Here is a 24,271-nt window from a genome sequence, read left to right as displayed (position 1 = left end):
TCAGGGCGCAGGCGGGAACAGCGGTGGCAGCACCGGCAGCGTGAACTCGGGCAGACCTGGGATCAACGGAACAGCAGGTGCAGGCGCAGGTGCCGGTGCAGGTTGCTGCGGAGACTGCTGGGTCGGTGCTTCCTGAGTCGGCGCTTCCTGGGTGACCGGGTTCTGCGTCTGAGGCTCGAGCTGCGGCGCGGGCGCGGGTGCCGGAGCCGGAGGGGGCGCCTCGACGGCAGTCGTCGCGGCCGGCGGCGGCACGACAGGCGCGACGGGTGCTTCCGGCGTCGGGGCGGGCGCCTGCGTCGTCGCGGCGACGCTCGGAGTCGTCGCGGGGGCCTGAGTCTGCGTGTTGGTCACCGACGTCTCGACGACGGGTGAGCTGCCCTGCTGTGAGAACAGGAATCCACCGACCGCGATGACCGCTGCGGCGGCGACGCCTGCGACCGACCAACCTCGCACGAGCCGACGCTTGCGTTCCTCGTCGTTCTCGCCGTCGGAATCATCGAAATCCGCGTCGAGCCAGTAGACGTTCTTCAACGCGAAATGCGTCGGCTCGGCAGCAGCCTCGGCAGCGACCGGCGCCTTCTCGGGCTCGGGAGTCGCGGGCGTCGGTGTCACCGGTGGCTGAGATGCGGGAGGCAACACGCGCGGAAGATCTTTGCGCGCAATGGAAATGGTCGGCGTGGCGTCCGTCGGCCTGGGTGCGCTCGGTGGGACGACCGGACGCGGCCGCGACGGGGTCTGGCGGGGCACTGCCTGTCGAGGAGGCGTCGGCACCGGACGCGCGACCGGGCGCGGGCGATCCAGACCCGGCGTCGACCGCGCCGACAGCGCGGCACCACGGGCAGCGACGGACTCGGGTTCGTTGGGTGTCAGCGCCGGAAGATCGAGCGAGTTCCCGACGCGGTCACGCACGAGCGGGATCCTGGAACCGCCACCGATCAGCACGACGGCGTCGATCGCAACGTGTGCACTGATGAGGACGTCGCGCGCGAATTCGATCGACCTGTCGACGGTGTCACCGATCAATGTCTCGAAGCTGTCCCGCGACAACAGGATCATTCCGCTCGCGTCGGGCAGGCAGACGGCGTCGTTGCTCGACAACCGTTCCTTCGCGACGCGGCATCGGCGCTCGAACAGGTCGATGTCCGCGTCGTCACTCGGCTTGCCGAGACGCGCGAGCTGATTGTCGCGGAGGACGTCGTCGAACAGATCTCCACTGAACTCGGTGCTGCGGCTCGACGCGACCACTCGGCGGGCGACGAGGTCCACGACGCTGACGTTCAGTCCCGAGCTACCGAGGTCGTACAGCGCGACGGTCGAGTGACCGGCCGCTTCGCCGCTCGCGATCAGGTATTCGATGACCGCTTCGACCTCGTGAACAAGGTAGTAGTTCTGCAGGTGCTGGTTCTTGAGCGCGCGGTGCAGCGTGTCGGCCTGCCGTGCATCTCGATAGGCGACGCCGGTGCTCAGGGACGGCTCGGACTCCGCGGCGACAGCGCTGATCGACTCGGCGGCCAGGTACTCCACTTCGTCGTCGACGGTGTCGATGACCTGGTTCTTGAAGAAGAGGGGCTGCGGCGGGTCCGACGGAACCACCCGCGACGCCACCGCACCGTTGCGCGGCAGCGCCATGCGCACGGCGTGGGCACCCATGGACACCCCCAGCAACACAGTCATCGTCGACCTCGGTTCGTGTACGGCGGGGCATGCTCGAATCGCCCCGATTGCGTCACACGCTACCTGGGACGACGACAGGCCGTGTACTTCACCTGAACGATTGCCAGGTCAGTACGCTCCCTCGCTCCGCGTCACGGCGCGAACCGTTCGGGCGATGATCAGCAGGTCCTGGCTCATGGACCAGTTCTCCACGTAGGACAGATCCAGACGGACCGATTCCTCCCACGACAGATCCGATCGGCCGCTGACCTGCCACAACCCGGTCACGCCCGGCTTGACCAACAGGCGCCGACGCACATCGATGTCGTAGCCGTCGACCTCGCGGCGAAGCGGGGGCCTCGGGCCGACGACACTCATGTCCCGTTTCAGAACGTTCAGGAACTGAGGGAGCTCGTCGAGGCTCAACCGTCGAATGACCCGCCCCACGCGTGTGACCCGTGGATCGTCCTTCATCTTGAACAGGACACCACCGTCGGAGTCGTTCTGGCTGAGCAGCGCTTCCAGGTGTGATTCGGCGTCGACGACCATGCTGCGGAACTTGATCATCTCGAACGGTTTTCCGTCGAGCCCCATCCGTTCGGATCGATGGAACACCGGGCCAGGGCTCGTGCATTTCACGGCAACGGCGATGACGAGCATCACCGGCGCGGCGACGACGAGCGCACCGAGCGCGAACAGGATGTCGAACGCGCTCTTGGTGAATTTCGCGGCGCCGTCGTACTGCGGTTTCTCGACGTTGATCAGCGGAATGTCGGCAGCAGGTCGCATCACCAGACGCGAACCCGCGACGTCCATGACTCCGGGCGCGACGACGAGATCGACGTCGTGCGGTTCGAGTGCCCACAGCATCTTGCGGATGCCGACGGGCCCCAGATGCTCGGTGGCCGTGACGGCGACGGTGTCCGCTCCCGACGCGCGAACGGCGTCGAGGACAGTGTTCTCGTCGCCGAGCAACGGAATGGACCGGCCGTGGACCGTCAGGAATTCCGGCGCCGTCGCCGTGTTCGGGGCGCAGTACCCGACGACGCGATAGCCACTTCGTCGATCGCGTTCCAGCGACCGAATCATGCCTGCCGCCGCGTCGGGCGATCCGACGACGAGCAGCGACGAAGTCGACAGTCCCCTGCCCCGCTCGCGGACCAGATGTTTGCGCCATGCCCGACGCGTCACGAGCAGCCCGAGCGTGCCCAGCGGGAATGCGATCGCGAGATAGCCGCGGGCGACGTCCATCTGCAGCAGAAGACTTCCTATGGCCAACAGACCGAACAGCCGGAACGACGTCGTGAGCACGAGTCGGTATTCGTCCGGTCCTGCTCCGACTATGCGGGTGGACCGGCTGCGGAATGCAGCGAGAGCGATCAGCCATCCGGCGATCAAGCCCACGGTGACCGGGACGTAACTGGAGTCCGTGTCCGCTCCGAATCGAACGAAGTGAGCAGCCGCTACCGAGGCGACCACCACGATCGTGTCGCTGACGACGAGCCTGCGCGAGTATCGCCGCTGCCACTCGGCACGAGATTGTCCGCGAAGACTTCCGGGTACCGACGGGGCCCTGAGCTCCCTGTCGATGCTGGTCAAGTGGGTGGCCTTCCCTCGGGAACGAGCATGCATGTGTACGGCGTGCACGAAGTGTGCGGACCGCCCCCGACGCGGCCCCTGCACCACCGTCGAGCGGTGCGTGAGCCAGGCTAGCAGAAAATACATACCGAGAGATTGTTTAGACGCACCGGATTCGGTTCTGCAGCTGTTTGACCGCGAGATGCGGTCGTTCGAATGAATCCGTAGCGCGGATTTAGTGCAAAACAGACCGTTCGACTATATTGTCAGTAGTTAGCAAGCATCGGTATTGCGATCCGGGGTCGTCGCAGTCCAGGAGTCACCGCGTTCCAACAGTCACATGGTTCAGCACGACGGCACACCGCGCAGGCGGAGACCGACGTACCGACGACATCGACTCGAAAGCCTTCGAGTCCACGTGAAAGTAGCTCTGCATGGATCTGACACACCCCGAAACCGAACCTGCCGTGACCGACGCCTCGAGCAGCACCACGTGCCGGCTGTGCGGCAACACCGAATTGCTGAGCGTCCTCGATCTCGGCGCGACGCCGCCCTGCGAGAAGTTCCTTTCCGCACACGAGTTGGACCATGCGGAGCAGACGTATCCGTTGCATCTTCGACTGTGCGAGAGCTGCCTTCTGCTGCAGATTCCCGGACTCATCACGCCGGAGGAGACGTTCGTCGAGTACGCGTACTTCTCGTCGTTCTCCACCAGCTGGGTCGAGCACGCTCGCACGTTCGTCGACGCCGCCGCCGCGCGCCTGTCGCTCGATTCGTCGTCGTTCGTCGTCGAGGTCGCCAGCAACGACGGCTACCTGCTGCAGCACGTCGTCGAGCGGGGTATCCCCTGCCTCGGCATCGAGCCGTCCGTCAACGTCGGGCGCGCCGCCGTCGAACGTGGGGTCCCCACGTTGACGACGTTCCTCACCGAAGAGTCCGCTCGCGAAGTCCGCGCCGAACACGGCCCGGCCGATCTGGTCGTCGCGAACAACGTCTACGCGCACATCCCGGATCTCCTGGGCTTCACGCGCGCACTGCGCACTCTGCTGAGCGACGACGGCACGCTGAGCATCGAGGTCCACCACGCCATGGAACTGGTGACCCACGCGCAGTTCGACACCATCTACCACGAACACTTCCAGTACTACACCGTGCTCGCCGCGCGTAATGCGTTGGCGACGGCCGGTTTACAGCTCGTCGACGTCGAACGCCTCGGAACGCACGGCGGTTCCATCCGCCTGTGGGCCATGCCGTCGGAAGCAGGTGCGACGCCGTCCGCCGCCGTCGAGGAGATCATCGCCATCGAGCGCGCCGCGGGTCTGCACGAACCAGCCGGTTACCTCGATCTTCAGGCTCGGTCCGAGACGGTCCGTCAAAATTTGCTGTCCTTCCTGTTGGACTGCAAGAAGGACGGTCTGTCCGTCGTCGGCTACGGCGCTCCCGGCAAGGGCAACACACTTCTCAATTTCTGCGGTATCCGCCCGGACCTGCTGGCGTACACGGTCGACCGTAACCCGTACAAGCACGGCAGATTCACCCCGGGAACCAGAATCCCGATCCATCATCCGGACCGCATCGCAGTCGATCGTCCCGACGTCGTGCTGGTCCTGCCGTGGAACCTCGAAACCGAGATCTCCGCACAACTGGATTACGTCCACGAGTGGGGTGGCCGCATCGTGTACCCCCTTCCCACGCTGCACACATCCACACCGACCGAGGAGCACTGACATGAAGGTTGTACTTTTCTGTGGCGGATACGGGATGCGTATGCGCAACGACGGCGGAGACACACTGCCCAAGCCGATGCAGCTGGTCGGACCGCGTCCGCTGGTATGGCACGTCATGCGGTACTACGCGCACTACGGGCACAAGGAATTCATCCTGTGCCTCGGCTACGGCGGCGAGCACATCAAGGACTACTTCTTGAACTACAAGGAGACCGAGTCCAACGACTTCGTCATGCGGGGCGACAACGTCGAACTTCTCGACTCCGATATCGCCGACTGGACCATCACGTTCGTCGACACAGGACTCGAATCCCCGATCGGCGAACGTCTGCGCCGCGTCCGCAAGCACCTCGGGGGCGACGAGTACTTCCTCGCCAACTACGCGGACACGCTGACCGATGCACCGATCGACAAGATGATCGCTCGAACCGTCGATTCCGGTTCAGCCGCTTCACTTCTCGCAGTACCGCCACAGTCGTCGTTCCACTGCATCGACGTGGCTCCCGGCGGCGCCGTCAAGCAGATCACACCGGTCAGCGAATTCCCGATCTGGGAGAACGGCGGCTACTTCACGCTGTCCCAGGAAGTCTTCGATCTGATTCCGCCGAACGGTGATCTGGTCGAGGATGCGTGCGGCACACTGGCAGGTCAGGGCCGGTTGCTCGCGTACCAGCACAGCGGTTTCTGGAAGCCTGCCGACACGTTCAAGGAACGCGCCGAGCTGGATGCCAACTACTACAAGGGCATTCGACCGTGGATGGTGTGGGAGAACGACGCCCCGTCCGAGCCCAAGCCGCTCGGTCTGGTCGCCGTTCCGTGAAGTCCTTCGCGTCCGGCCGTATCAGCGAGATAGCGTTGCTCGCCGCGCATTGCGACGACATCGCCATCGGCGCAGGCGGCACTCTACTGACCATCGCTCGGGCAAACCCGGGACTCAGGGTGCATGCCCTCGTGCTCACCGGCGGCGGCAGCGCACGCGAAGTCGAGGAGAAGACTGCGCTGGCGGCGTTTCTCCCGGGAGCCGACGTCCGCCTGACCGTCACCGACATCCCCGACGGCCGCTCCCCTGCGTACTGGGATGCAGCAAAGGACTCGTTGGCAGCGTTTCGTCGTACGTGCGAACCGGATGTCGTGTTCGCACCGCAACGGCACGACGCCCATCAGGACCACCGACAGCTGGCAACGCTCGCGCCGACCGAGTTTCGTGATCACGCGGTCCTCGGGTACGAGATCCTGAAATGGGAATCCGACCTCCCCACTCCGTCTCTGTACCACCCGATCTCGGACGACGTCGCCCGCGACAAGGTCGAGTTGCTGCATGCGTCGTACCCGTCGCAGACCGACAAGGACTGGTTCGACGCCGACGCCTTCCTCGGCCTGAGTCGTATCCGCGGCGTGCAGTGCAAGTCCCGATACGCCGAAGCATTCGTCGTCGAGAAAACCATCATCGATTTCGTAGGAGCATTCTGATGCGCGTACTGGTCACCGGACACCAAGGCTACCTGGGCACGGTCATGGTGCCTGCTCTCACTGCCGCCGGGCACCACGTGGTGGGCCTCGACTCCGGGTTGTTCGCGGACTGCGTTCTGGGGCAGCCGATTCAGGATCCCGAGACTCTGACGGTCGACCTGCGCGACGTGACGACCGAACAGCTCGTCGGGTTCGATGCGGTCATCCATCTCGCGGCGTTGTCGAACGATCCGCTCGGCGCCCTCGCGCCCGAGATCACCTACGACATCAATCATTTCGCGTCCGTACGCCTTGCGCGTGTGGCGAAGGAAGCAGGTGTCGCTCGATTCCTGTACGCGTCGACGTGCTCGGTGTACGGCTCTGCGGGCGAGGATCTGGTCACCGAGAGTGCGCCACTGCGTCCACTGACCCCGTACGCCGAGAGCAAGGTTCGAGTCGAAGACGACGTCGCCGCCATGGCCGACGACAGTTTCAGCCCCGTATTTCTGCGCAATGCAACGGCTTTCGGCTTCTCACCGCGCCTGCGCGCCGACATCGTGCTGAACAACCTCGTCGGGCATGCAGTGCTGTCGGGTGAGGTCCTCGTGCTGTCCGACGGCACCCCGTGGCGTCCGCTCGTGCATGCACAGGACATCGCGTCGGCGTTCGTCGAGGCACTCGCTGCACCCGTCGAACGAATCCACACTCGTGCGTTCAACGTCGGCATCGAGTCCAACAACGTGACGGTCGCCGAGATCGCCGACGCCGTCGTACGGACCGTGCCGGGTTCGACGCTGAACATCACGGGTGAGCACGGCGCCGATCCTCGCTCGTACCGCGTCGACTTCTCCTCGATCCGCGAGGCGCTACCGGGGTACGTGGCCAAGTGGAGCATTCTCGACGGCGCACAGGAACTGTTCCGCGAGTACACCACGGCCGGTCTGACCCGCGATGCCTTCACCGGCCAGTTCACCCGACTGAAGAAGCTGCAGGAGTTGCAGGAGACGGGACGTATCGACTCGACGATGCGCTTCGTTCAGGCGAAAGTCTGACCGGCAGTGTCCCCCGCGCTGCCGTCAGAACCGGTCGACGGCGTCCTTCCACGTCCCTGCGGTGCGGTCGCGCTCGCTGACGGCCGTCGGTTCGAGCGGCCACTCGATCGCGAGGGTCACGTCGTCGTAGGCGACGCCGATATCCTCGCTCGGGTCGTGTGGCCGGTCGATGCGATAGCAGACGTCCGCGGTCTCGGTGAGTGCCTGGAAGCCGTGCAGCAGGCCCGGCGGGATGTACAGGTGCGCGTGGGTCTCGTCGTCCAACCGGAACGTGCGCACCTCACCGAACGTCGGGGAACCGGGCCGCGCGTCGACGACCACGTCGAGTACGGCGCCATGAGCACACCGGACCAGCTTCGCCTCACCGCGGCCGAGGCGTCCGTGCATGCCGCGGATGGTCCCGCGAATCGATCGGGATTGCGAGTCCTGGGTGAAACTCGACGCGGACACCTCGGTGCCGAGTACGTGGGCGTCGAAGATGTCCGTATCGAAAGTGCGTGTGAAGAAACCGCGTTCGTCTCGAAACGGCTGGGGCACGAACAGCAGCACGCCCTCGATGTCACTGGTATCGACTCGCATTCGTCGATCATGAACCATTTTCCGCCTCACGTCACGCCGATCGAGAGAAATCGATGACCGCCCACCGTTGCCGCGGGTGCGGTTCGGACCGTCTCACGACCGTCCTGGACCTCGGATCCGTCCCTGCCGCAGACCATTTCCCCGAGTTCGACGAATCCACCGTGGCCGAGGACGCACGCCACGCTCTCGCGATGGTCCTGTGCACCGACTGTTCGCTGGCACAACTGGCCGACGACGACACCGTCACCGACGAGCCCCGTGGAATCGAACCGAAGGCCCTGACGGATCAGGCCGCGGAAGCTGTTGCCGTCGTTGCGAATTCCGGATGGCTTCGCGGTGAGACAGTCCGAGAATTCGGTAGTCCGCACGGCGGCACGTGGCTTCCCCTGCTGGCGGCACGAGGTGTGCGGGACGCTGAACCAGGACGGCCTGCGAATGTGGTGCTCGACTGCTTCGGCATCATGCACGAGCCCGACCAAGCCGATGCCTTCGCCTCGCGCGCAGCCGCGTTGGCGACCGACGGCGTGCTGCTGATCCAGTTCCACACCCTGACGGCCATCGTCGGCGACAATCAGTGGAATGCACTGCGACACGGACATTTCGCGTACTATTCACTGACCTCGCTGGCCGGGTTGCTCGGACGCGCCGGGCTCGTCGCTCGATCCGCGTGGACGTTCGATCTGTACGGTGGCACCATTCTGGTGGCGGCCACCCGAACCGGCGTTCCCGACGCGTCGGTCGGCGCAATTCTCGACGCGGAAGCTGCGGCCGGCATCGGCGACGCGTCGACGGTGGGGACTCTGCAGGCAGCCGTGGACGCGGACATCTCGCTGCTGACCGATTCGCTCGCCGACATGCGAGAGGCGGGCAAGACGGTGTACGCCTACGGTGCCGCGTCGCGTGCGGTCGCCTTGTTCGCGATCGCAGGACTGACGCGATCACTGCTCGGCGCCGTTGCCGACGCGTCCCCGTCGAAGCAGGGTAGACGTATGCCCGGCACCGACATTCCGATCATCGCCCCGTCCCAGTTGATCGCCGCGGAACCCGACGTCGTACTGCTCACGCTCCCCGACCTTCTCGGTGAGCTGGAACAGTCGATGCCGGAGCTGCGCGGTCGATGGTGGGTACACGGCACCGACATACGGGAAGGCACACGATGAACGTATCGGACACACCCTCACTCGAGGGGCACCGCGGTTTCGCGAAATCGATTGCTGCACAGTCTCGTCTGCACGATGTCATTCCGGGCGGCGCACACACGTACGCGCGCGGCGCCGATCAGTATCCCGACGACATGGCGCCCGTCCTCGAATCCGGTCTGGCTGCACATGTCTGGGACGTCGACGGCAACTGTTACGTCGAATACGGCATGGGCCTGCGCTCGGTCACGCTCGGCCACGCGTTCGCTCCCGTCGTCGACGCAGTTGCCGAGGCTGCGCGGCGTGGACACAATTTCAGCAGGCCGACGCTGCTCGAAGCCGAAGTGGCCGAGTCGTTCCTCGATCTTGTCCCGACAGCGGACATGGTCAAGTTCGGCAAGAACGGGTCCGATGCGACGTCCGCGGGCGTCAAGCTCGCTCGCGCAGTCACCGGCCGCGATCTGGTGGCCGTGTGCCGTCAGCCGTTCTTCTCCACCGACGACTGGTTCATCGGGACGACCGAGATGAACGCGGGCATTCCGTCGGCCTATCGCGAGCTGACGGTGTCCTTCTCGTACAACGACCTCGACTCGGTGCGCGCCGTCTTCGAGGCACACCCCGGCCGGATCGCGTGTGTCGTCATGGAAGCCGCCACCGGTACCGTCGAACCCGAACCCGGCTTCCTCGAAGGTGCCCGCGCCCTGTGCGACGACGCAGGCACCGTGCTCCTGTTCGACGAGATCATCACCGGATTCCGGTGGGCAACGGGTGGAGCGCAGTCGGTCTACGGTGTCACACCCGACCTGTCGTCGTGGGGCAAGGCGATGGGCAACGGATTCGCCGTGTCGGCACTCGCTGGAAAACGAGAGCTCATGGAGCGCGGCGGTTTACGTACCGACCTCCCGCGCACGTTCTTGATGTCGACCACGTACGGCCCCGAAACCACGTCTCTCGCGGCGATGAAGGCGGTCTTCGACACCTACCGCGATCACGACCCTGTCGCGGTGATGGAAGAGCGAGGCACTGCCCTCGCCGACGGCGTCAACGACGCTGCCGAACGCGCCGGACTCTCGGATCATCTCCAGGTCGTCGGGAGGCCGTCGTGCGAGGTGTTCGTCACCCGCGACGCCGACGGCGTTCCGTCCCAGGCTTTCCGGACGCTGTTTCTGCAGGAGCTGCTGACCCGGGGAGTCCTGGGTCAGTCGTTCGTCGTGTCGGCGGCGCACACCAAGGCCGATATCGACCACACGATTGCCGCGTGCGAGGCAGCCATGATTCCCTACCGCAAGGCGATCGAGGCGGGTACCACCGACGGCCTGCTCATCGGACGGCCTGTGGCTCCGGCACTTCGGTCGATGGCTGCTCCGAGACGCGTTCGCTGACGGGCGCCTCGATCGACGACCGCGCCACGTAGTACGAGGATCCCGCAAGTCCGACGAGGATCCACATCAGCAACCAGATCTGCGCGAACCCGGATACGTCCAGGATCAACGCGATCACACCGACTGCTGCAATGGCCGCAGCGATGCCGCGCGTCAACTCGAACATGCCTGCATCGTCGCGGCGGTCCTGCGACGCCTGTGCTCGCCGCCAGAATCGTTGTGAGGCAATCAGTGCGAAGAAGAATGCCGCCCCGAGGAGCAGAACGAACGACGCGACCCCGAACAGACCGGTTTCCATCAGACGGCCCAGGTACTGGTTGTCCAAGACCGGATATCCACGTGCCGAGTACGTCGCCGTGCCCTCCCCGAACCACAGGTGGTCGGCGAAATGCTGCAGCACGTAGTCACGTCCATGGTCACGGGACTGCAGCGAGGAATCCGTTCCGCTCGTTGCGAAGATCTGCACGAACGCGTTGAGCAGTTTCGAATCGGTGACGTAGGCGACGACCAACGGAACGCCGACGACGGCGACGATCGCCAGAACGCGTCGCACCGGCCATTTCCACGCCATGAACAGGACTGCCACGGCGAGTCCGACGACCGCCGAACGCGACAGCGTCAGCGCAGCCCCGCCGACGAGGACGACGGTGAGCAGGACCCAGTGCCAGGACCGACGCCCTTGTGCGCGAGCTGAATACACGACACCCAATGCAACAGGCACCAGAACCGTCAGAACGGCGCTGAGTTCGAGCGGGTGCCCCGCACTGCCCTGCGGGCGCGCGAACCCTTCCCGCATGAGGGCTTCGCTCAGGACCGAGCCGTGATCGTTCAGCAACGGCGGCTTCAGCATCGCAGCGAGGTCGATGCCGGTGCCGTACTGGACGATGCCGAACGTCGCGCTGATGGCTCCGCCGATGACCAAACCTTTTGCTACCCACTCGATGCCGGTACGGGTTCGGATCACAGCGACGATGAAGAAGAACACGGTGACGAGCGCGAACTCGGTGATCAAGTTGGTCTGCGATCCCAGCACGATGGCGGGGTCCGTCGGCCGCGAGGCGAGGGACCCGAACGACACCAGGCTGGCCACGGCGTAGAGAACGACTGCGCCGGACAGGATTCCGAGTCCGGCACGCGAACGCTGCCCGACGATTCGGGTCAGAACCCACAGAAGTCCGCAGCCGAAGAAGATCAACGACGCCGGACTCAGCCCGAGGGCGCCCGGCACGGTGAACGACTGCCGCATTCCCAGCAGCAGCACTGCGCCGATGACGAGAACGACGGCCCCGAACGGAATCGCATCGGCGCCGAAGCGAATGTGCCGCCCCAGAACGACGACGGTCACCGCCGCGGACCGCTACCGGTGATCGAGGACCGCGGGTAGTCGTGATGCGCCGACCGAATCGGCACGTGCACACGCTCTTCGACGCCGTAGTAGTCGTCGATGTCGTGTTCGATCTCACGTACCGGGGTGGTCGTACGTGCCGGGAAGCCATCGGACCCGCGCTGCGTGGCAGCTCGTGGATCGGTCGGCGTCGGCACGTTGAACGGATCGAAGTCGTCGTAGGTCGACGAGTCCGGCGGCTTCGGCGCAGCCGTCGAATGGATGCGTCCCGGAGGCCTGGCAGCCGCTCGATCTCGCTGCGGCTTCGCACCCTTCTCGGGCGACTCGTCGCGGGGCCGTTCGTCACGCAGTGTTTTCTCGTCACGCAGTGGCTTCTCGTCACGCAATGGTTTCTCGTCACGCAATGGTTTCTCGTCACGCGATGGTTTCTCGTCACGCGGCGGCTTCGAGTCGGCGGGCTCCTGGAATGCGGACCAGACATCCGCCTGGACAGGGAAGGCCGCGGTTTCGGCGTCGTCGAACTCCTCGGCCGTCGTCTCGGAGCCGGTCTCGGCCGGCACCTGATCCTCGTCGACGTCCGAGAAATCCGTGCGCGCGTGGTTGTCCGCGTCAGGATGCGGATGGCCGTTGCGGGACTCTTCGACGCGTTCGGCCCGGACCGGCCGTGCGAGTGCAGGTTCCGCGACACGCCGACCGTTGTGACCCGTCACAGACTTCGAGGGCGTGACAGCGACCGGCGCAGCAGATGCCGCTGCAGTTCCGTCGTTCGAACGGGTCTGAGAAAGCGCACGTCGGCGGTCCAGAATGGTGCCGACGGTGACGATGCCGAGCAGGCCGACGACCAGCACGGCCAGCCCGTATGCCCCGGCAGCCTTCAACGGGCTGGACGGAACGAGCGTGCCTGGTTCGGGCATGACGGCGGCTGTGATCGACGCCTCGGTGTTGGGTCGGACACCCGTCTGCACCTGGAGCTGAGCCAGCGCGACGGACGAGTAGTCCAGAAGAGCCTGGGCACCTGCCTGCGCAGCCTCGGGAGTGGGGCCGCTCGTGGTGATCATCAGCTGCGGGGACAGTCGCAGCGCAGCCGCAGTGTCACCGAGCGTCGACGCGACCGTGTACTCACCGGACGCGCCCGCTTCCTCGACAAGCGCTGCAGCAGCAGGTGATTGAAGCAATGTCGCCGTCACGGCCGCGAGCTGGGCCATGTTGTCGTTGAGGTTGACGAAAGGGTTGAGCTTGGCGTCGATGTCACCGGCACCGGGCGGATACACCACCGCCACGGCCGACGACTGATACGAGTCGGTCGTCGACATGACGCCGAAGGTGCCGGCCGCAAGTGCGCACAGCACGACGATGACGCACGCCACCTTGCGGCGCAGCGTTGCTCTGACCAATTCGTCGACGTTCACATCTCTGCTTTCGATTCGTGTTTGTGGAATGTTACAGAAGCATTGATACCAGTTCGAGACTGCATTCGCCGTTCAAACTGGATATGCAGTAATGCAACTGCACTGTATTCTGTTTTCATGACCGTTAACCACGCCCAAAACATACCTTTGGTCGGGTATCAACAGTCGGGGATCCACGCAGGCATCGCAGAAACAGGAGCACTCAACACAGAAGCCTTCACTCGCAGCTTCGGTACCAGCAGTTTCACCATTCGCGTGCCCCGCTTCGCAGACTTCGAGCGGTGGCGCACCACCCGCGTCACGCATGCCGACTTCCTGTCGCCCGCGTTCGGCGAGGCCGGTCGCACATGGAAGGAACTCAACACTCCCGCAGCGTGGATCGAGAAGTACGTGACGGACCGTCGCCTGTCCCGGCGCGGGCTGTCCTTTCCTCATCTACTGGTCGAAACAGCGCAGACCACCACAGTCAAGAAGAATCCCATCGTCGCCGGTGAGGTCAACATCTCACGCGTCGACGGGCTGTCTCACGCAGGCGAGCTCAGTGTCTGGTGCACACCGAGCGTCCATCAGTCCGAGGTCACCGGCTGGGCGGGGCACGTCGTCGTCCTCAACGCTTTCACCCGCACGAATCCGTTGCGGTGGGTCATCGCGCCCGTCGCCGTCGACAATCCGCGCCCGGCAAAGGGTTTGGCCCTTGCCGGTTTCGAGAGAACCGCCACGCTCCGTCGTCAACGTGACTACGCGGGCAGTCCCACGGACCACGACCTGTGGGTCTGCGAGAACACCGATCGCAATCGCATCCGCCTTCGAGAATTGATGGACATCGCATGAGCATCGACCGACACGACAACCATGGTCAGGCATCCGCCACGGTTCGCATGGTGGCAGGCGGCACCCCGGTGGAACTCTGCAGCTTCGAGACCGTCGTAGAGGCGGTGACGCAGCGTCTGGCCGAGCCGGGTCATGTCCCGCTCGCGCTGGGATCGGTCAATCTGGACCACATCCATCACTTCCGCGTCGGCCCCGACGCGGCCAATCATCTGGACACCCAGCGGTCGGACCTCCGGTGGGCGTTCCTCGCCGACGGTGCCCCCATCGTCAGCCATGCAGAGAAGCTGACCGGACGCTCGTGGTCGCGGGTCACGGGATCGGATCTGCTGCCTGCGATCGTGGACATGGCTGCAGCCGAGGGCCACACCGTCGGTTTCCTCGGTGGAACGTCACGCATGCACGAGCGGCTTCGATTCGCGTTGCGTCGTAGCCACCCCGACCTCGAGGTCGCGGGATTCTGGTCACCGTCGGCCGACGAGCTCGCCGACCCGGCACAGTCGTCGCGCATCGCGGCACAGATCTCCGCAGCGTCCGTCGACGTTCTGGTCGTCGGACTGGGCAAGCCGCGCCAGGAGATGTGGATCAGCACGTACGGCTTGGCCACGGGTGCACGGCTACTGCTGGCATTCGGTGCTGCCGCCGACTTCATGGCAGGCGAGTCGCAGCGCGCACCTCGGTTCTTCCAGGACAACGGCCTGGAATGGTTCTACCGCTTGGCCACCGAGCCGAGACGTTTGTCACGTCGGTACCTTCTGGAGGGACCTCGTGCTTTGATGCAGCTTCGACATGCCCACATCGAGGTAGTCGACGACTCGCCGTTGTTCGGACGTCAGGACGTCGCTACACCGACCGAACGATCTGCGCTAGGTGGTATGCCATGACGCTCGACGTGAACTGCGATCGCACTCGCGCTGCCGCGGCATGACCCATAGCCGCGGCCCGGTCCGGGTCGGCGAGCAAGCCTGCGATGGCATCGGCCAACGCGTCGGCATCGCCACCCGGTACGAGCACGCCGGTCACACCGTCCTCGACGTAGTCGCTCATACCAGGGTTGTCGGTGACGACGACCGGCCTTCCGCTCGCCATCGCCTCCAACACGACGGTCAGACCCGACCCGGAGATCGTCGGTCGAAGAGCGAGTGCGACGACGCTCGCACGCTGGTACACGTCGCGCATCCGTCCGTCGAGACGCTCGGTGTGCACCGCGCCGAGATCGGCGGGCACGTCGACGGGCAGGCCCGTCGCGAGTTCGAGGAACGCGTCGGGGATCGTTCGTCGCACCGTCGCCACGGCCTCGACCAACAGAGCATGGTCGCGGAACCGGTCTTCACCGGCACTCATGACGCGGCCGGGAATCGGCGGCTCGGTCTGGACGCGGTAGAAATCCGCATCGATTCCGAGAGGGACGAAGTGAAGTCTCTGTCGTTCGATGCCCCACTCGTCGTGCAAGGTGTCGAGAACCGGCCTGCACTGCGACCACAGCGCGGGCGTTTTGGCGAGCGCGTGTCCGAACATGCGATTCCACTTGGGGTACGGGGCGGATCTGTGTGTGATCCAGCCGATACCGGACACGACAGGCGCGTATCGACGCGACGTCTCGGCGAGCATCGCCGCGGGAATGCCCGTGCGCTCGTCGTAGCACAGTACGGCGTCGGTGTTGCTCGTCGTGTAGTTCTTTCGCTCCCCGAGCGCCTCCACGAGTTCGAGCCCGTCCACGCGATAGCGCACGGACGCACCGACTCTGGCGCTCGCACGCCCGAGATCCGCTGTGCCGAACGTGGTCTCGATTCCACTCTCGGCCATCTTGTGCAACCCGTAGGGCGTTGCGTCCGGAACTTCCCCCGCGTCGTACCGACGACGCCACTGCGCAGCCGACAATTTCCCCGCCAGCGGCACGTGAGCCCGCGTGATCGACATGTTCTCTCCCCGATGTCGGCCTTGATCCCCAACTCCGCCACCCTATTACGTCCCGGCGTGCGGCGGCAGCTTCCGAACGAGGTGGCTGCATGAAACTCGCCTACCACCTGCCCGAGGCCACGGTTCACCGTGACCCGACGACACGTGCGCAGGAAATGGCCGCACGGGAGGCATTCTGGCAGTTTCCCGAGCAATCCACCATACGATTGCCGCGAATCGTCGATTCACCTCGAATCGAGCAACCGAAGCTGCCCGACGACGGTGACGAGAACCACGACGACGAGGAAGTCTCCACCGGCAAGATCGCGCAGGCCTTCGGAACCCAGTTGGTGTTTCGTGTTCTCGGCATGCTCGCGTCGGTCTTCACCGTCGCCATCACGACGCGTCATCTCGGGCCGACGTCGTACGGCCATCTGACCACCGCAATCGTCTTCGTCGGACTGTGGACCAGCTTCACCGAGCTCGGGATCGGCTCGGTCATCGTGCGCCGCGTCACGTCCGGGAAGGGCGACCTGCAGCGACTGATTCGGATCAACACCGGTCTGTCGTTGGTGTACTGCATCCCGCTGTCGTTGATCACCATGGCGTCCGGGCTCTTGATCTACTCGGGTGATTCCGAGGTCAAGGCGATGCTGATCATCATGTCGACGACGCTGACGGTGTCGACGGTATTGACCTGTGTGCAGCCGATTTTCGTCACGAAGGTCAACTTCACTGCGGTTGCCGTATCGGACCTGGTCGGGCGCATGGCATCTCTCGGCGCGACTCTCGTCATGATTCAGATCGATGCGCCACTGGTCTGGTTCGCCCTCGCCCAGGTCGTACCCCTCGTCGTGCAACTGGTGATCCAGTTCTGGGCTGCGGGCAAGATGATTCCGTTCTGGCCGATCTTCTCGTGGAAGGAAAGCATCGGTCTCATCGTGGAAAGCCTTCCGCAGACCGGTGTTCTGATCATCGGTGTTCTGTACTGGCGAACCGACGCTGTACTGCTGAGCTTGTTGAGCACACCTGCGCAAGTGGGTGTCTACGGCCTGGCTTACACGGTCGCGTTCACGACGTCGGTCATCTCGCAGTTCTTTCTGTCGTCGACGTTGTCGTCGATGACGCGGAAGTTCGCCGTCGACAAGAAGGGATTCGCCGACTTCGTCGAGCGGAGCGTCGAAACACTGTCGCTCGTTGCACTTCCGATCGGCCTGGTCGGCATCATGCTGGCGGGACCGATCGTCGCGACGATGGGGTCGGACGAGTTCGTCAGCGACGGCAAACCTGCCCTCGCGTTGCTGTTCGTCGCGGTGTCGGTCACGTTCATGAACGGCGTGTTGAGCCAAGCACTGTTCGCTGCCCACGATCAGGTATTTCTGCTCAGGCTCAACGTCGTCAACCTCGTGATCAACATCGGTCTGAACATCGCGTTCATCCCCGCCTTCGGCGCGATCGGCGCCAGTGCCGCACTGTTGTTCGCCGAGTTCAGCGGGCTCGTCGTCGTCACCTGGCGTCTGCATCGCAAGAGTCCGTATCGAACCCCGTTCCGGTACATGGGCAAGGTACTCGTCCCGCTGACCATCACCGGCGTCGTGGTGTATTTCGTGCAGGATCTTCCTCTGGTGATCTCGGGTGTCGTGGCCGTCGTCGTCTACGCCGTCGCGAATCTCGTGTTCGGGCCCGCGAAGATCCGGAACCTGAAGACGCTGCTGGACACCGAAGGCGACGACGACCCTCTCACCGACACTGCCGCAGAGACCGAACAAGGAAGGACCACGCGATGACCCGGCACAGCACCGACACCGCGAAGGCCGCACCATCGAGTACCGACAGCGTCGCGCGCACGGTCAGCATTCTGATCGTCGCGTACCGCAGCCCCGACCAGCTTCGGACATGCCTCGACTCCGTCGCGACCCACATGCCGGACAATCCCGTTCTGGTGTGGGACAACTCGGGTCTCGACTACCCCGGTATGGACGACGTCCGCGGCGAGCACCCCGACGTGCGGTGGTTCGGAGACGGATCCAACAAGGGATTCGCCGCAGCAGTCAACGCTCTCGCCGCCGAGGTTCCCGACGATCACCTGTTGCTTCTCAATCCGGACGCCGAGGTACTCGCTCCTCTGAACCGGACGCTGGAGGTACTCGGACATCGCGATGTGGCCGCAGCCGCTCCGATGGTCGTTCCGAACGGAGACCGATTCCATTCCGAGCGCACCGGCCGCCACCGGACTTGGGATGTCGCACATCGTAATTCCGGAGTCGTGCGGTCCCTCGTATCCAAGGCCGGGTACGCCGAGGTGCTGCGCGGAACACCTCTGTCGGATCTGTATGCCTCGGCGCCCGACGAGGTCGACGGGTACCTGACCGGCGCGTGCCTCGCGATCGACCGGGATGCCTGGAACGCCGTCGGCGAGTTCGACGACGAATTCTTCCTGTACGGCGAGGAATTCGACTGGCAGCAGCGTGCCCGCGCGGCCGGCTGGACGGTTCGACTCGTCGACGAGACGGCCATCGCGCATTCCGGCGCGGGAACCGTCGCCGGCGACGACAAGGGTACGACGCGATCGGCAGAATTGTTGCGTGCCAACGTCGCTCTCGGTCTCGAGCACCGGCGCGGCGTCCACAGTGCCGACCTGTATCTGGCGGGGACGTCGATCCTCGATCGCGTGCAACGGTCCCGACGGAACGCGCGGCGACGCACGTCCGGCACGGCACGGCCGTCCATCGTGTTCACGATCAATCGCCTCGTCTACGGCGGCGCCGAGCGTCATCACGTGTTGCTCGCCACCGAATTGCACAGGCGGGGTTACGACGTCACGATCGCGGCCATGCAGCGCTTCGGCCCCCTGGTGGCCGAGATCCCGCACACGGTGCGTGTCGTGCGTCAGCCGTGGTGGGCGCCGATGGTCGACACGGCGAACAAGAACACCGTCGTCGTCAGCGGTGACACCAACACCGAGGTCGGCTTCGCGAGTCTGTGGCGGGCGAGTGGCCGTCATCGAAAGTGGTTGGTGGCAGCCCACATTCCGCCGGAGCTCGACGCGCCGACCTACTCGTCTCCGCTGGCACGCGCGATGGCACGCGCCGACGGTTTCGTCGCGCTGTCCGGCGGGCACTGGGACCAGGCTACGACGCATCAGCACCTCGGAGACACGGTGTTCGTCGCGCCCAACGGTGTCGTGTCGGCCCTGGAATTGCCGGACGAGGAACCCCGGCGCCCCATTGCCGACGTTCCGCACCTCGTCATGCTCTCGCGGATCCTCGAACACAAGAATCCTCATGTGCTCGTCGAGGCATTGGACGGCCTGCGCGACTTGCCGTGGGAGCTGTCGATCTACGGCGACGGGCCCGACCGTGAACGCCTCGAAGCCCTGACTCCGGCCGACCTGCGCGATCGAATCCGGTGGCGTGGGTGGTCTCCCGGACCGCAGCATGCGCTCGCCGATTGTGACCTGCTGTGCGTCCCGAGCCGATCCGAGGCGTTTCCGATGGTCATTCTCGAGGCGATGGCGCGGCGGATCCCTGTCGTCGCGTCGTCGGTGTGCGCTGTGCCCGACATGCTCGATCACGGTCGGGCAGGCACACTGGTCGAACCGATCACGGTCGACGCGTGGCGCTCCACCCTGGCAGGCCTCCTCGGTGACACGACGACGTGGCCGACACTCGGACTGGCAGGCTACGACCGCATGCGTTCCGAGTACACCATCGAATCGATGGCCGATGCGTACGAGGAATCCTTCGACGCCGTGCTGTCGGAAGGATCTCGATGAAGGTTCTGTGGCTGTCGCCGTGGATGCGCCCGCTGGCCCGAATTCACGTCGAAGCACTTCGTGAGCGCGGCGACGACGTCATGCTCGTCACCACCGACCAACACCCCGAGTCCGACGCGGCCCGCCCGTACGAGGTGGTCCTCGACGCGCGGTTCAAGCAGCCTCGGAGCTGGCTTCCGTTCGCGAAAGCGCTTCGTGGGGCGCGCGAGTTCGCTCCCGACGTCGTGGTCACCGAACTCGTCCGTGACCCACGGTGGATCGCGTTCGGTGCACTGGCTCCACGCGTGCAACTGATTCACGACGACCGTCCGCACGACGCAAGCGAGCACCGTCCCACCTGGGAGAGAACGGTCTTCGACCGGTGGGGTCGGTCCTCCTCTGCGACTGTGACATTCAGCGAGTACGTCGCCGACGCCGTGCGCAGAGGACAGGTTCCCGGTACGAGCACGCCCGTCCGTGCGATCCCGCTGACGAGCGACCTCGAGGACGCTCGAGTATCCGCCGTCGTTCCTGCAGACGCCCGTCGGGACTTCGTGCTGCTCGGACGTATCAACTCCTACAAGAACATCGACGTCGTCCTCGAAGCATGGCGTCGACACGTCGCCGGACCCGGTTGGCGGGGTGACGATCTCGTTGTCATCGGCAAAGGGTCGATCGACGAACCGCTGCCGCCCAACACCGTTCATCGCAACGAACCGTTCCGGTACGACGACGAACTCGGCGCCATCTCACGCGCGAAAGCGTCACTCGCACATTACCGTCGAGCATCGCAGAGCGGAGTGCAGGTGCTGTCGATGCAGTTGGGTGTCGCGACGATCGTCAGCGATCGAGGTGCGCTACCCGAGTTCCAGACGCCCGGCGAACCGGCTCTCGGAGTGGACGACGTCGACTCGTTGATCGCCGAGTTCGATCGACTTGCGAACCCCGACACCGCATTTCGATCGGGTGTCGCGGCACGGAGGCACTACGACTCGATGTTCTCCTCGAACGTGGTGGGTGCTCGGCTGCATGCGCTACTTGCCGACACCGCGGGCATCGCGCCAGATCCCGTTCAGGCTCGCGTACCAGGTGTCGACGTCGAATCGTGATGCCGTTGCGCGAGCAGCGGCGGCGATGCGGCGGCGAGCGTCTCCGTCCTCGACGACGCGTCGGAGCGATGTCGCCAGTGCGGGAACGTCGCCCGGCGTCACGACGAGCGCATCGACGTCGTCAGTGACTACCTCGCCGATACTCCCGGCAGGCGTCGTGACGGGCGCGAGGCCGTGAGACATGGCTTCCAGCAAGGCCATCGGCAGGCCTTCACTGTAGCTCGGGAGCACGAACACGTGCGATCGAGAGAGTATCTCGGCACAGTCTTCCGGCGACGTCCACCCACGCACTGTCACCACATCGTCGATACCGTTGCGACGCACGGACTCTCGAACCTCGTCGACATCACCGTCACCGCACATCGTCACCGACATTCGACGACGAATCTCCACCGGCAGCGACGCGACCGCGTCGATCAGATCGAACGACCCCTTGCGCTGCCCGAGCCGGCCGAGAGTCACGATTCGGATCACGTTCGTGTCCTCTTGCGGTGCAACGGCTTCGGGGAGCCGAACCGGGTTGTACAGCACCGTCACCGACTCTGGATCGAGCCCGACGCGGTCCGCATATTCGACGGCCAGTTCGGTCCCGAGCACCAACCACCGGTCCGCCGCGAGGGCCGACCGAACGAACGCGCGTGCAGGCCCTGGCAGTCGATCGAACCAGCCCGCGAAATCGTAACTGTGTGCGTGCACGATCACCGTGACGCCGACGCGTCGAGCAACCGCCATGGGCACCGATTTCCGAAGAACACTGCCGCCGTGTGCCAGGTGCACGTGCAGCACGTCCGCTCGACCGCGCCCGACGGCCCAGGAGGCACGCAGCACACCGGTGACACCGACCACGAGCTTCCTGAGCCGCGTGGAATCGACATAGGTGGCAATGCTGCTCGTCACGATGTCGGCCGACGGATCGGCCAGCATCAGCTTCACGACGGTTGCCATTCCTCCGCGGCTCTCGGGGGACGATGCTGCAGGCCCGACGACAAGCACGCGAAGCGATTTCTGCACTGTTATAGTCTAACTGGTCTTTTCCTGTCCTCCAGCTCGAGAGTCGGTTCATGCGCCCATCCGCAAAGGGATCCCTCGAGCTCGGAATAGGAATGCTTCAAGTCGGCGTTCGGTACGCGAAATTCCAGATCAGGCAGGCACGCCGTCCCGCTGTGCAGTTCGGTGTGGTCGAGGCGACCGCAGTCACCACCGACGGACTGCTCGAGCTGGTTCGGACCGCACCCGAGCGTCGCGCGGCCGGCCGCGGCCACATCGGCCCGCACTACCGCTACTCCATCGTCGTCGACAAGGTTCCCGTCGGCTTCGTGACTGCCCTCCTCGATCACGGCACCTCGTCCGCTGTCGTCGTGTTGGCGCTCGACACAGTCGATTCCGACGTCGTCGCCTCCGAGGCAGTCGGAGCCGTCCTCGGCTCGCTCGCAGGCACCGACCCGTGGCTGCGCCGCGCGTCCATCGCGGTGCATCCCGACGACGCGGCGTTGGCGCGTGCGCTTCGACTGCGTGGTTTCGTCAGCGAGGGCGAAGTTCCTGGTTACGTGCAGGATGCACCGGGAACGAAGCGGGACTTGTGGACCACCATGCTCGGCTGAGTCACCCGCCTCGAACCACCCGGCTCGAACTCAACGGCCGTCACGGAATCTGGAACGTCACCAGTCCGTAGCTGCCGTCTCTGCCGCGCCCGTTCTGTGCCAAGTTCATCGGTTCGTAGTCGACTGTCGTCGTCGCGCCCGCCTTGTGCTCGTTCCACACGACAGCTGCAGACACCGTGTAGAAACCCGACGACAATCCCGAGGTGTCGAATTCGATGGTTTCCTGCGCGGTGGTCGGCGTCGGAACGGTTCCGTTGTCGGCGGTCGACTGCGGCGAGCTCATGGACCGTAGATCGATCACCGACGGCACGGTCTGCACGACGGCACCGTTGGGGTCGAGCAAGCGGTACTCGATCGTCCAGTTCTCGTGCGTGGATCCGGACCCCTTGTTGGTCCATCGCACGGTCCCCGACACCGTTCCCGCCTGGTCGGACGTGTGCGCCGTCGCATCTGCGACGTAGCGATATCCCGCGACGACGTTGGCCTGCGACCACAGTGAATACAGCCTGCGGTCCATCGTGTCGCCGTTGAACTGATCGGGGAAACCGCTGCTCGCGGTCATCGACACGTGATTGTCGATGACGTCGGCGAGGCCGCGCTCGTAATACTCGCTCGATGTCATGTCGTCGGGCTTCTGACACCACTCGGTCAGTACGGGCGCCGTCGAATACCGTTCTCGGAGAACGTCGATGATCGGGTCGGCGCGCTCGACATATTTCGAATACCGATTGTCGGCCCATGTCGGTACAGGCGAGAAGACCCCGAGGCAGTCTGCACGAAGTCCGACGGGTTTGACGGTGCCCGCCAACTCGGCACTGTCCCGTAGAAGCTGCTTGACGATCTCCGGATTACCTGTCGCGGTGACGATCTGCGTGTTCGCGAACGCACGAAGGTTGGCGTCGACGAGACGCACCACGGTGTCCTTGGTGATGTACTGATCTCGATACTGACTGTAGTAACCCAGCTCGGCTTCGCTGGATTCTTCTTCTGGGCCGGGGAGTCCGAGCTGATCTCGCATGAACGCGACGTGGTTCTCACTGAAATCCCCGTAGCCCGACATCTCGAATATGGACAGACGTTCGTCGCGGTCGTATCGACGACCGAGCGCCGCAAGCAGTGCTTCGAAATTCCCGACGTAGTTGTTGTCGTTCCAGCTCGGGATGACCTGCCGGATACCGTCGTACTCGTAACTCGTCGTCGCTCCGGGGACCGTCGTGAGCCAGTCGGGTGCACCGATGTTGACGTTGCCTTCGGGCGAAGTCTCGCAACACGAGTCGTAGGCGGACACACGCAGTCCGACGCGCATCCCCTGAGCGCCGTATGCGGCGAGCGCTGCGTCGATCTCGGAGAAGTCGTATCGTTCCGACTCCGGAGCCTCGGGCGGCAGCGTGCGAGGGTCGACCGGTTGCAGAGAGCGCCAATTCACTCTGATCGCAGCATCTTTGGTTCCCGGCCAGTCCGGGTAGTGCTGCTGGCTGACGTTGGCCTGCGGGAACAACCCCGTCGTGATGTTGTCGAACTGCCCGCGCATCGGATTCACGACGTCCGGGCCGCTCATCTCACGGAACACGGGATGATCGCTGACGGGTTCATGAGCGACAGTTCCGACCATCGCCGTCGCAACGGCGAGTATCGGCGCGAGTATCAACCACCGGCCGCGCATCTTTCGATCAGACAACAGCAGACTTCCAAACGCCAGCAGACTTCCTGACGATCCGTACGTCGAGGTTCATGAAGTCCTTCTGCCTGGCCGAAACCGCGCCCTTC

Annotated in this window: 20 protein-coding genes; 12 read left to right on the top strand and 8 right to left on the bottom strand. The window is 64.7% G+C overall.

Annotation, left to right across the window (positions count from 1 at the left end):
* Both CHB96_RS20925 and CHB96_RS20920 read right to left on the bottom strand, forming a co-directional pair.
* The gene (locus CHB96_RS20925) at window positions 1-1,674 is read right to left on the bottom strand and encodes a DUF7159 family protein (protein WP_089249836.1); all 1,674 of its coding nucleotides are present in this window, start codon (window positions 1,672-1,674) and stop codon (window positions 1-3) included.
* Between the two features lie 108 nt (window positions 1,675-1,782).
* Window positions 1,783-3,285: a sugar transferase gene (locus CHB96_RS20920; protein ID WP_089249945.1), complete on the bottom strand. Its 1,503-nt coding sequence runs from the start codon at window positions 3,283-3,285 to the stop codon at window positions 1,783-1,785.
* 380 nt (window positions 3,286-3,665) lie between these two features.
* Between CHB96_RS20920 and CHB96_RS20915 the strand changes: the two genes are divergently transcribed.
* The 4 genes from CHB96_RS20915 to CHB96_RS20900 are packed head-to-tail and all read left to right on the top strand — an operon-like array spanning window position 3,666 to window position 7,459.
* Window positions 3,666-4,958 (top strand): class I SAM-dependent methyltransferase, encoded by a 1,293-nt coding sequence (locus CHB96_RS20915; protein ID WP_089249834.1) that lies wholly within the window; start codon window positions 3,666-3,668, stop codon window positions 4,956-4,958.
* A gap of 1 nt (window position 4,959) precedes the next feature.
* Window positions 4,960-5,778 carry a glycosyltransferase family protein gene (locus tag CHB96_RS20910; RefSeq protein ID WP_089249832.1) on the top strand — a complete coding sequence of 273 codons (819 nt, stop codon included), beginning with the start codon at window positions 4,960-4,962 and terminating at the stop codon, window positions 5,776-5,778.
* The gene (locus CHB96_RS20905) at window positions 5,775-6,428 is read left to right on the top strand and encodes a PIG-L deacetylase family protein (RefSeq protein ID WP_176444408.1); all 654 of its coding nucleotides are present in this window, start codon (window positions 5,775-5,777) and stop codon (window positions 6,426-6,428) included. The genes CHB96_RS20910 and CHB96_RS20905 overlap by 4 nt, the downstream gene beginning before the upstream one ends.
* Complete coding sequence (locus tag CHB96_RS20900) at window positions 6,428-7,459, top strand: NAD-dependent epimerase/dehydratase family protein (protein WP_089249830.1); 1,032 nt, start codon at window positions 6,428-6,430, stop codon at window positions 7,457-7,459. The genes CHB96_RS20905 and CHB96_RS20900 overlap by 1 nt, the downstream gene beginning before the upstream one ends.
* 24 nt (window positions 7,460-7,483) lie before the next feature.
* On the opposite strand, the gene CHB96_RS20895 is transcribed toward CHB96_RS20900, so the two are convergent.
* Window positions 7,484-8,038, bottom strand: a complete 555-nt coding sequence (locus CHB96_RS20895; protein ID WP_089249941.1) for a dTDP-4-dehydrorhamnose 3,5-epimerase family protein — start codon at window positions 8,036-8,038, stop codon at window positions 7,484-7,486.
* Window positions 8,039-8,091: 53 nt separating this feature from the next.
* On the opposite strand from CHB96_RS20895, the gene CHB96_RS20890 reads away from it, so the two are divergent.
* Both CHB96_RS20890 and CHB96_RS20885 read left to right on the top strand, forming a co-directional pair.
* Window positions 8,092-9,198, top strand: coding sequence for a class I SAM-dependent methyltransferase (locus tag CHB96_RS20890; protein ID WP_089249828.1), 1,107 nt, complete (start codon window positions 8,092-8,094; stop codon window positions 9,196-9,198).
* On the top strand, window positions 9,195-10,559 hold the full coding sequence (locus CHB96_RS20885) for a glutamate-1-semialdehyde 2,1-aminomutase (RefSeq protein ID WP_089249826.1): 1,365 nt from the start codon (window positions 9,195-9,197) through the stop codon (window positions 10,557-10,559). The genes CHB96_RS20890 and CHB96_RS20885 overlap by 4 nt, the downstream gene beginning before the upstream one ends.
* Here the strand turns inward: CHB96_RS20885 and CHB96_RS20880 are convergent.
* Together CHB96_RS20880 and CHB96_RS20875 are read right to left on the bottom strand one after the other, a co-directional pair.
* A complete protein-coding gene (locus CHB96_RS20880) occupies window positions 10,498-11,904 on the bottom strand; it encodes an O-antigen ligase family protein (protein WP_089249824.1) in 1,407 nt (468 codons plus the stop codon). The genes CHB96_RS20885 and CHB96_RS20880 overlap by 62 nt on opposite strands.
* Window positions 11,901-13,313, bottom strand: coding sequence for a chromosomal replication initiator protein DnaA (locus CHB96_RS20875; RefSeq protein ID WP_089249822.1), 1,413 nt, complete (start codon window positions 13,311-13,313; stop codon window positions 11,901-11,903). Before CHB96_RS20875 ends, CHB96_RS20880 begins: the two co-directional genes overlap by 4 nt.
* A gap of 117 nt (window positions 13,314-13,430) precedes the next feature.
* Here CHB96_RS20875 and CHB96_RS20870 point away from each other — a divergent pair, with 117 nt between their 5' ends.
* Window positions 13,431-14,144 (top strand): hypothetical protein, encoded by a 714-nt coding sequence (locus tag CHB96_RS20870; RefSeq protein ID WP_141136521.1) that lies wholly within the window; start codon window positions 13,431-13,433, stop codon window positions 14,142-14,144.
* Window positions 14,141-15,025 carry a WecB/TagA/CpsF family glycosyltransferase gene (locus CHB96_RS20865; RefSeq protein ID WP_089249818.1) on the top strand — a complete coding sequence of 295 codons (885 nt, stop codon included), beginning with the start codon at window positions 14,141-14,143 and terminating at the stop codon, window positions 15,023-15,025. The genes CHB96_RS20870 and CHB96_RS20865 overlap by 4 nt, the downstream gene beginning before the upstream one ends.
* On the opposite strand, the gene CHB96_RS20860 is transcribed toward CHB96_RS20865, so the two are convergent.
* Window positions 14,985-16,061 (bottom strand): glycosyltransferase family 4 protein, encoded by a 1,077-nt coding sequence (locus tag CHB96_RS20860; RefSeq protein WP_089249816.1) that lies wholly within the window; start codon window positions 16,059-16,061, stop codon window positions 14,985-14,987. The two genes, CHB96_RS20865 and CHB96_RS20860, sit on opposite strands and share 41 nt — an antisense overlap.
* Before the next feature lie 89 nt (window positions 16,062-16,150).
* Here CHB96_RS20860 and CHB96_RS20855 point away from each other — a divergent pair, with 89 nt between their 5' ends.
* Genes CHB96_RS20855 through CHB96_RS20845 form a run of 3 tightly spaced genes read left to right on the top strand, consistent with a single transcriptional unit; the run spans window position 16,151 to window position 20,903 of the window.
* Window positions 16,151-17,827, top strand: a complete 1,677-nt coding sequence (locus CHB96_RS20855; RefSeq protein ID WP_245865985.1) for a flippase — start codon at window positions 16,151-16,153, stop codon at window positions 17,825-17,827.
* Window positions 17,824-19,815, top strand: a complete 1,992-nt coding sequence (locus CHB96_RS20850) for a glycosyltransferase (RefSeq protein WP_089249814.1) — start codon at window positions 17,824-17,826, stop codon at window positions 19,813-19,815. Before CHB96_RS20855 ends, CHB96_RS20850 begins: the two co-directional genes overlap by 4 nt.
* Window positions 19,812-20,903: a glycosyltransferase family 4 protein gene (locus tag CHB96_RS20845; RefSeq protein WP_089249812.1), complete on the top strand. Its 1,092-nt coding sequence runs from the start codon at window positions 19,812-19,814 to the stop codon at window positions 20,901-20,903. Before CHB96_RS20850 ends, CHB96_RS20845 begins: the two co-directional genes overlap by 4 nt.
* On the opposite strand, the gene CHB96_RS20840 is transcribed toward CHB96_RS20845, so the two are convergent.
* Complete coding sequence (locus CHB96_RS20840) at window positions 20,829-21,914, bottom strand: glycosyltransferase family 4 protein (protein ID WP_245865983.1); 1,086 nt, start codon at window positions 21,912-21,914, stop codon at window positions 20,829-20,831. The two genes, CHB96_RS20845 and CHB96_RS20840, sit on opposite strands and share 75 nt — an antisense overlap.
* A 50-nt stretch (window positions 21,915-21,964) precedes the next feature.
* On the opposite strand from CHB96_RS20840, the gene CHB96_RS20835 reads away from it, so the two are divergent.
* Window positions 21,965-22,504 carry a hypothetical protein gene (locus CHB96_RS20835; RefSeq protein ID WP_141136520.1) on the top strand — a complete coding sequence of 180 codons (540 nt, stop codon included), beginning with the start codon at window positions 21,965-21,967 and terminating at the stop codon, window positions 22,502-22,504.
* Between the two features lie 40 nt (window positions 22,505-22,544).
* On the opposite strand, the gene CHB96_RS20830 is transcribed toward CHB96_RS20835, so the two are convergent.
* The gene (locus CHB96_RS20830; RefSeq protein WP_245865981.1) at window positions 22,545-24,182 is read right to left on the bottom strand and encodes a hypothetical protein; all 1,638 of its coding nucleotides are present in this window, start codon (window positions 24,180-24,182) and stop codon (window positions 22,545-22,547) included.
* Window positions 24,183-24,271 lie beyond the last annotated feature (89 nt).

Origin of the sequence: Rhodococcoides kyotonense, from assembly GCF_900188125.1 — a bacterium.
In the GTDB taxonomy this organism is placed as follows: domain Bacteria; phylum Actinomycetota; class Actinomycetes; order Mycobacteriales; family Mycobacteriaceae; genus Rhodococcoides; species Rhodococcoides kyotonense.
Note: the sequence above shows the minus strand (reverse complement) of the source record. Positions and strands in the feature narration are given on the sequence as shown.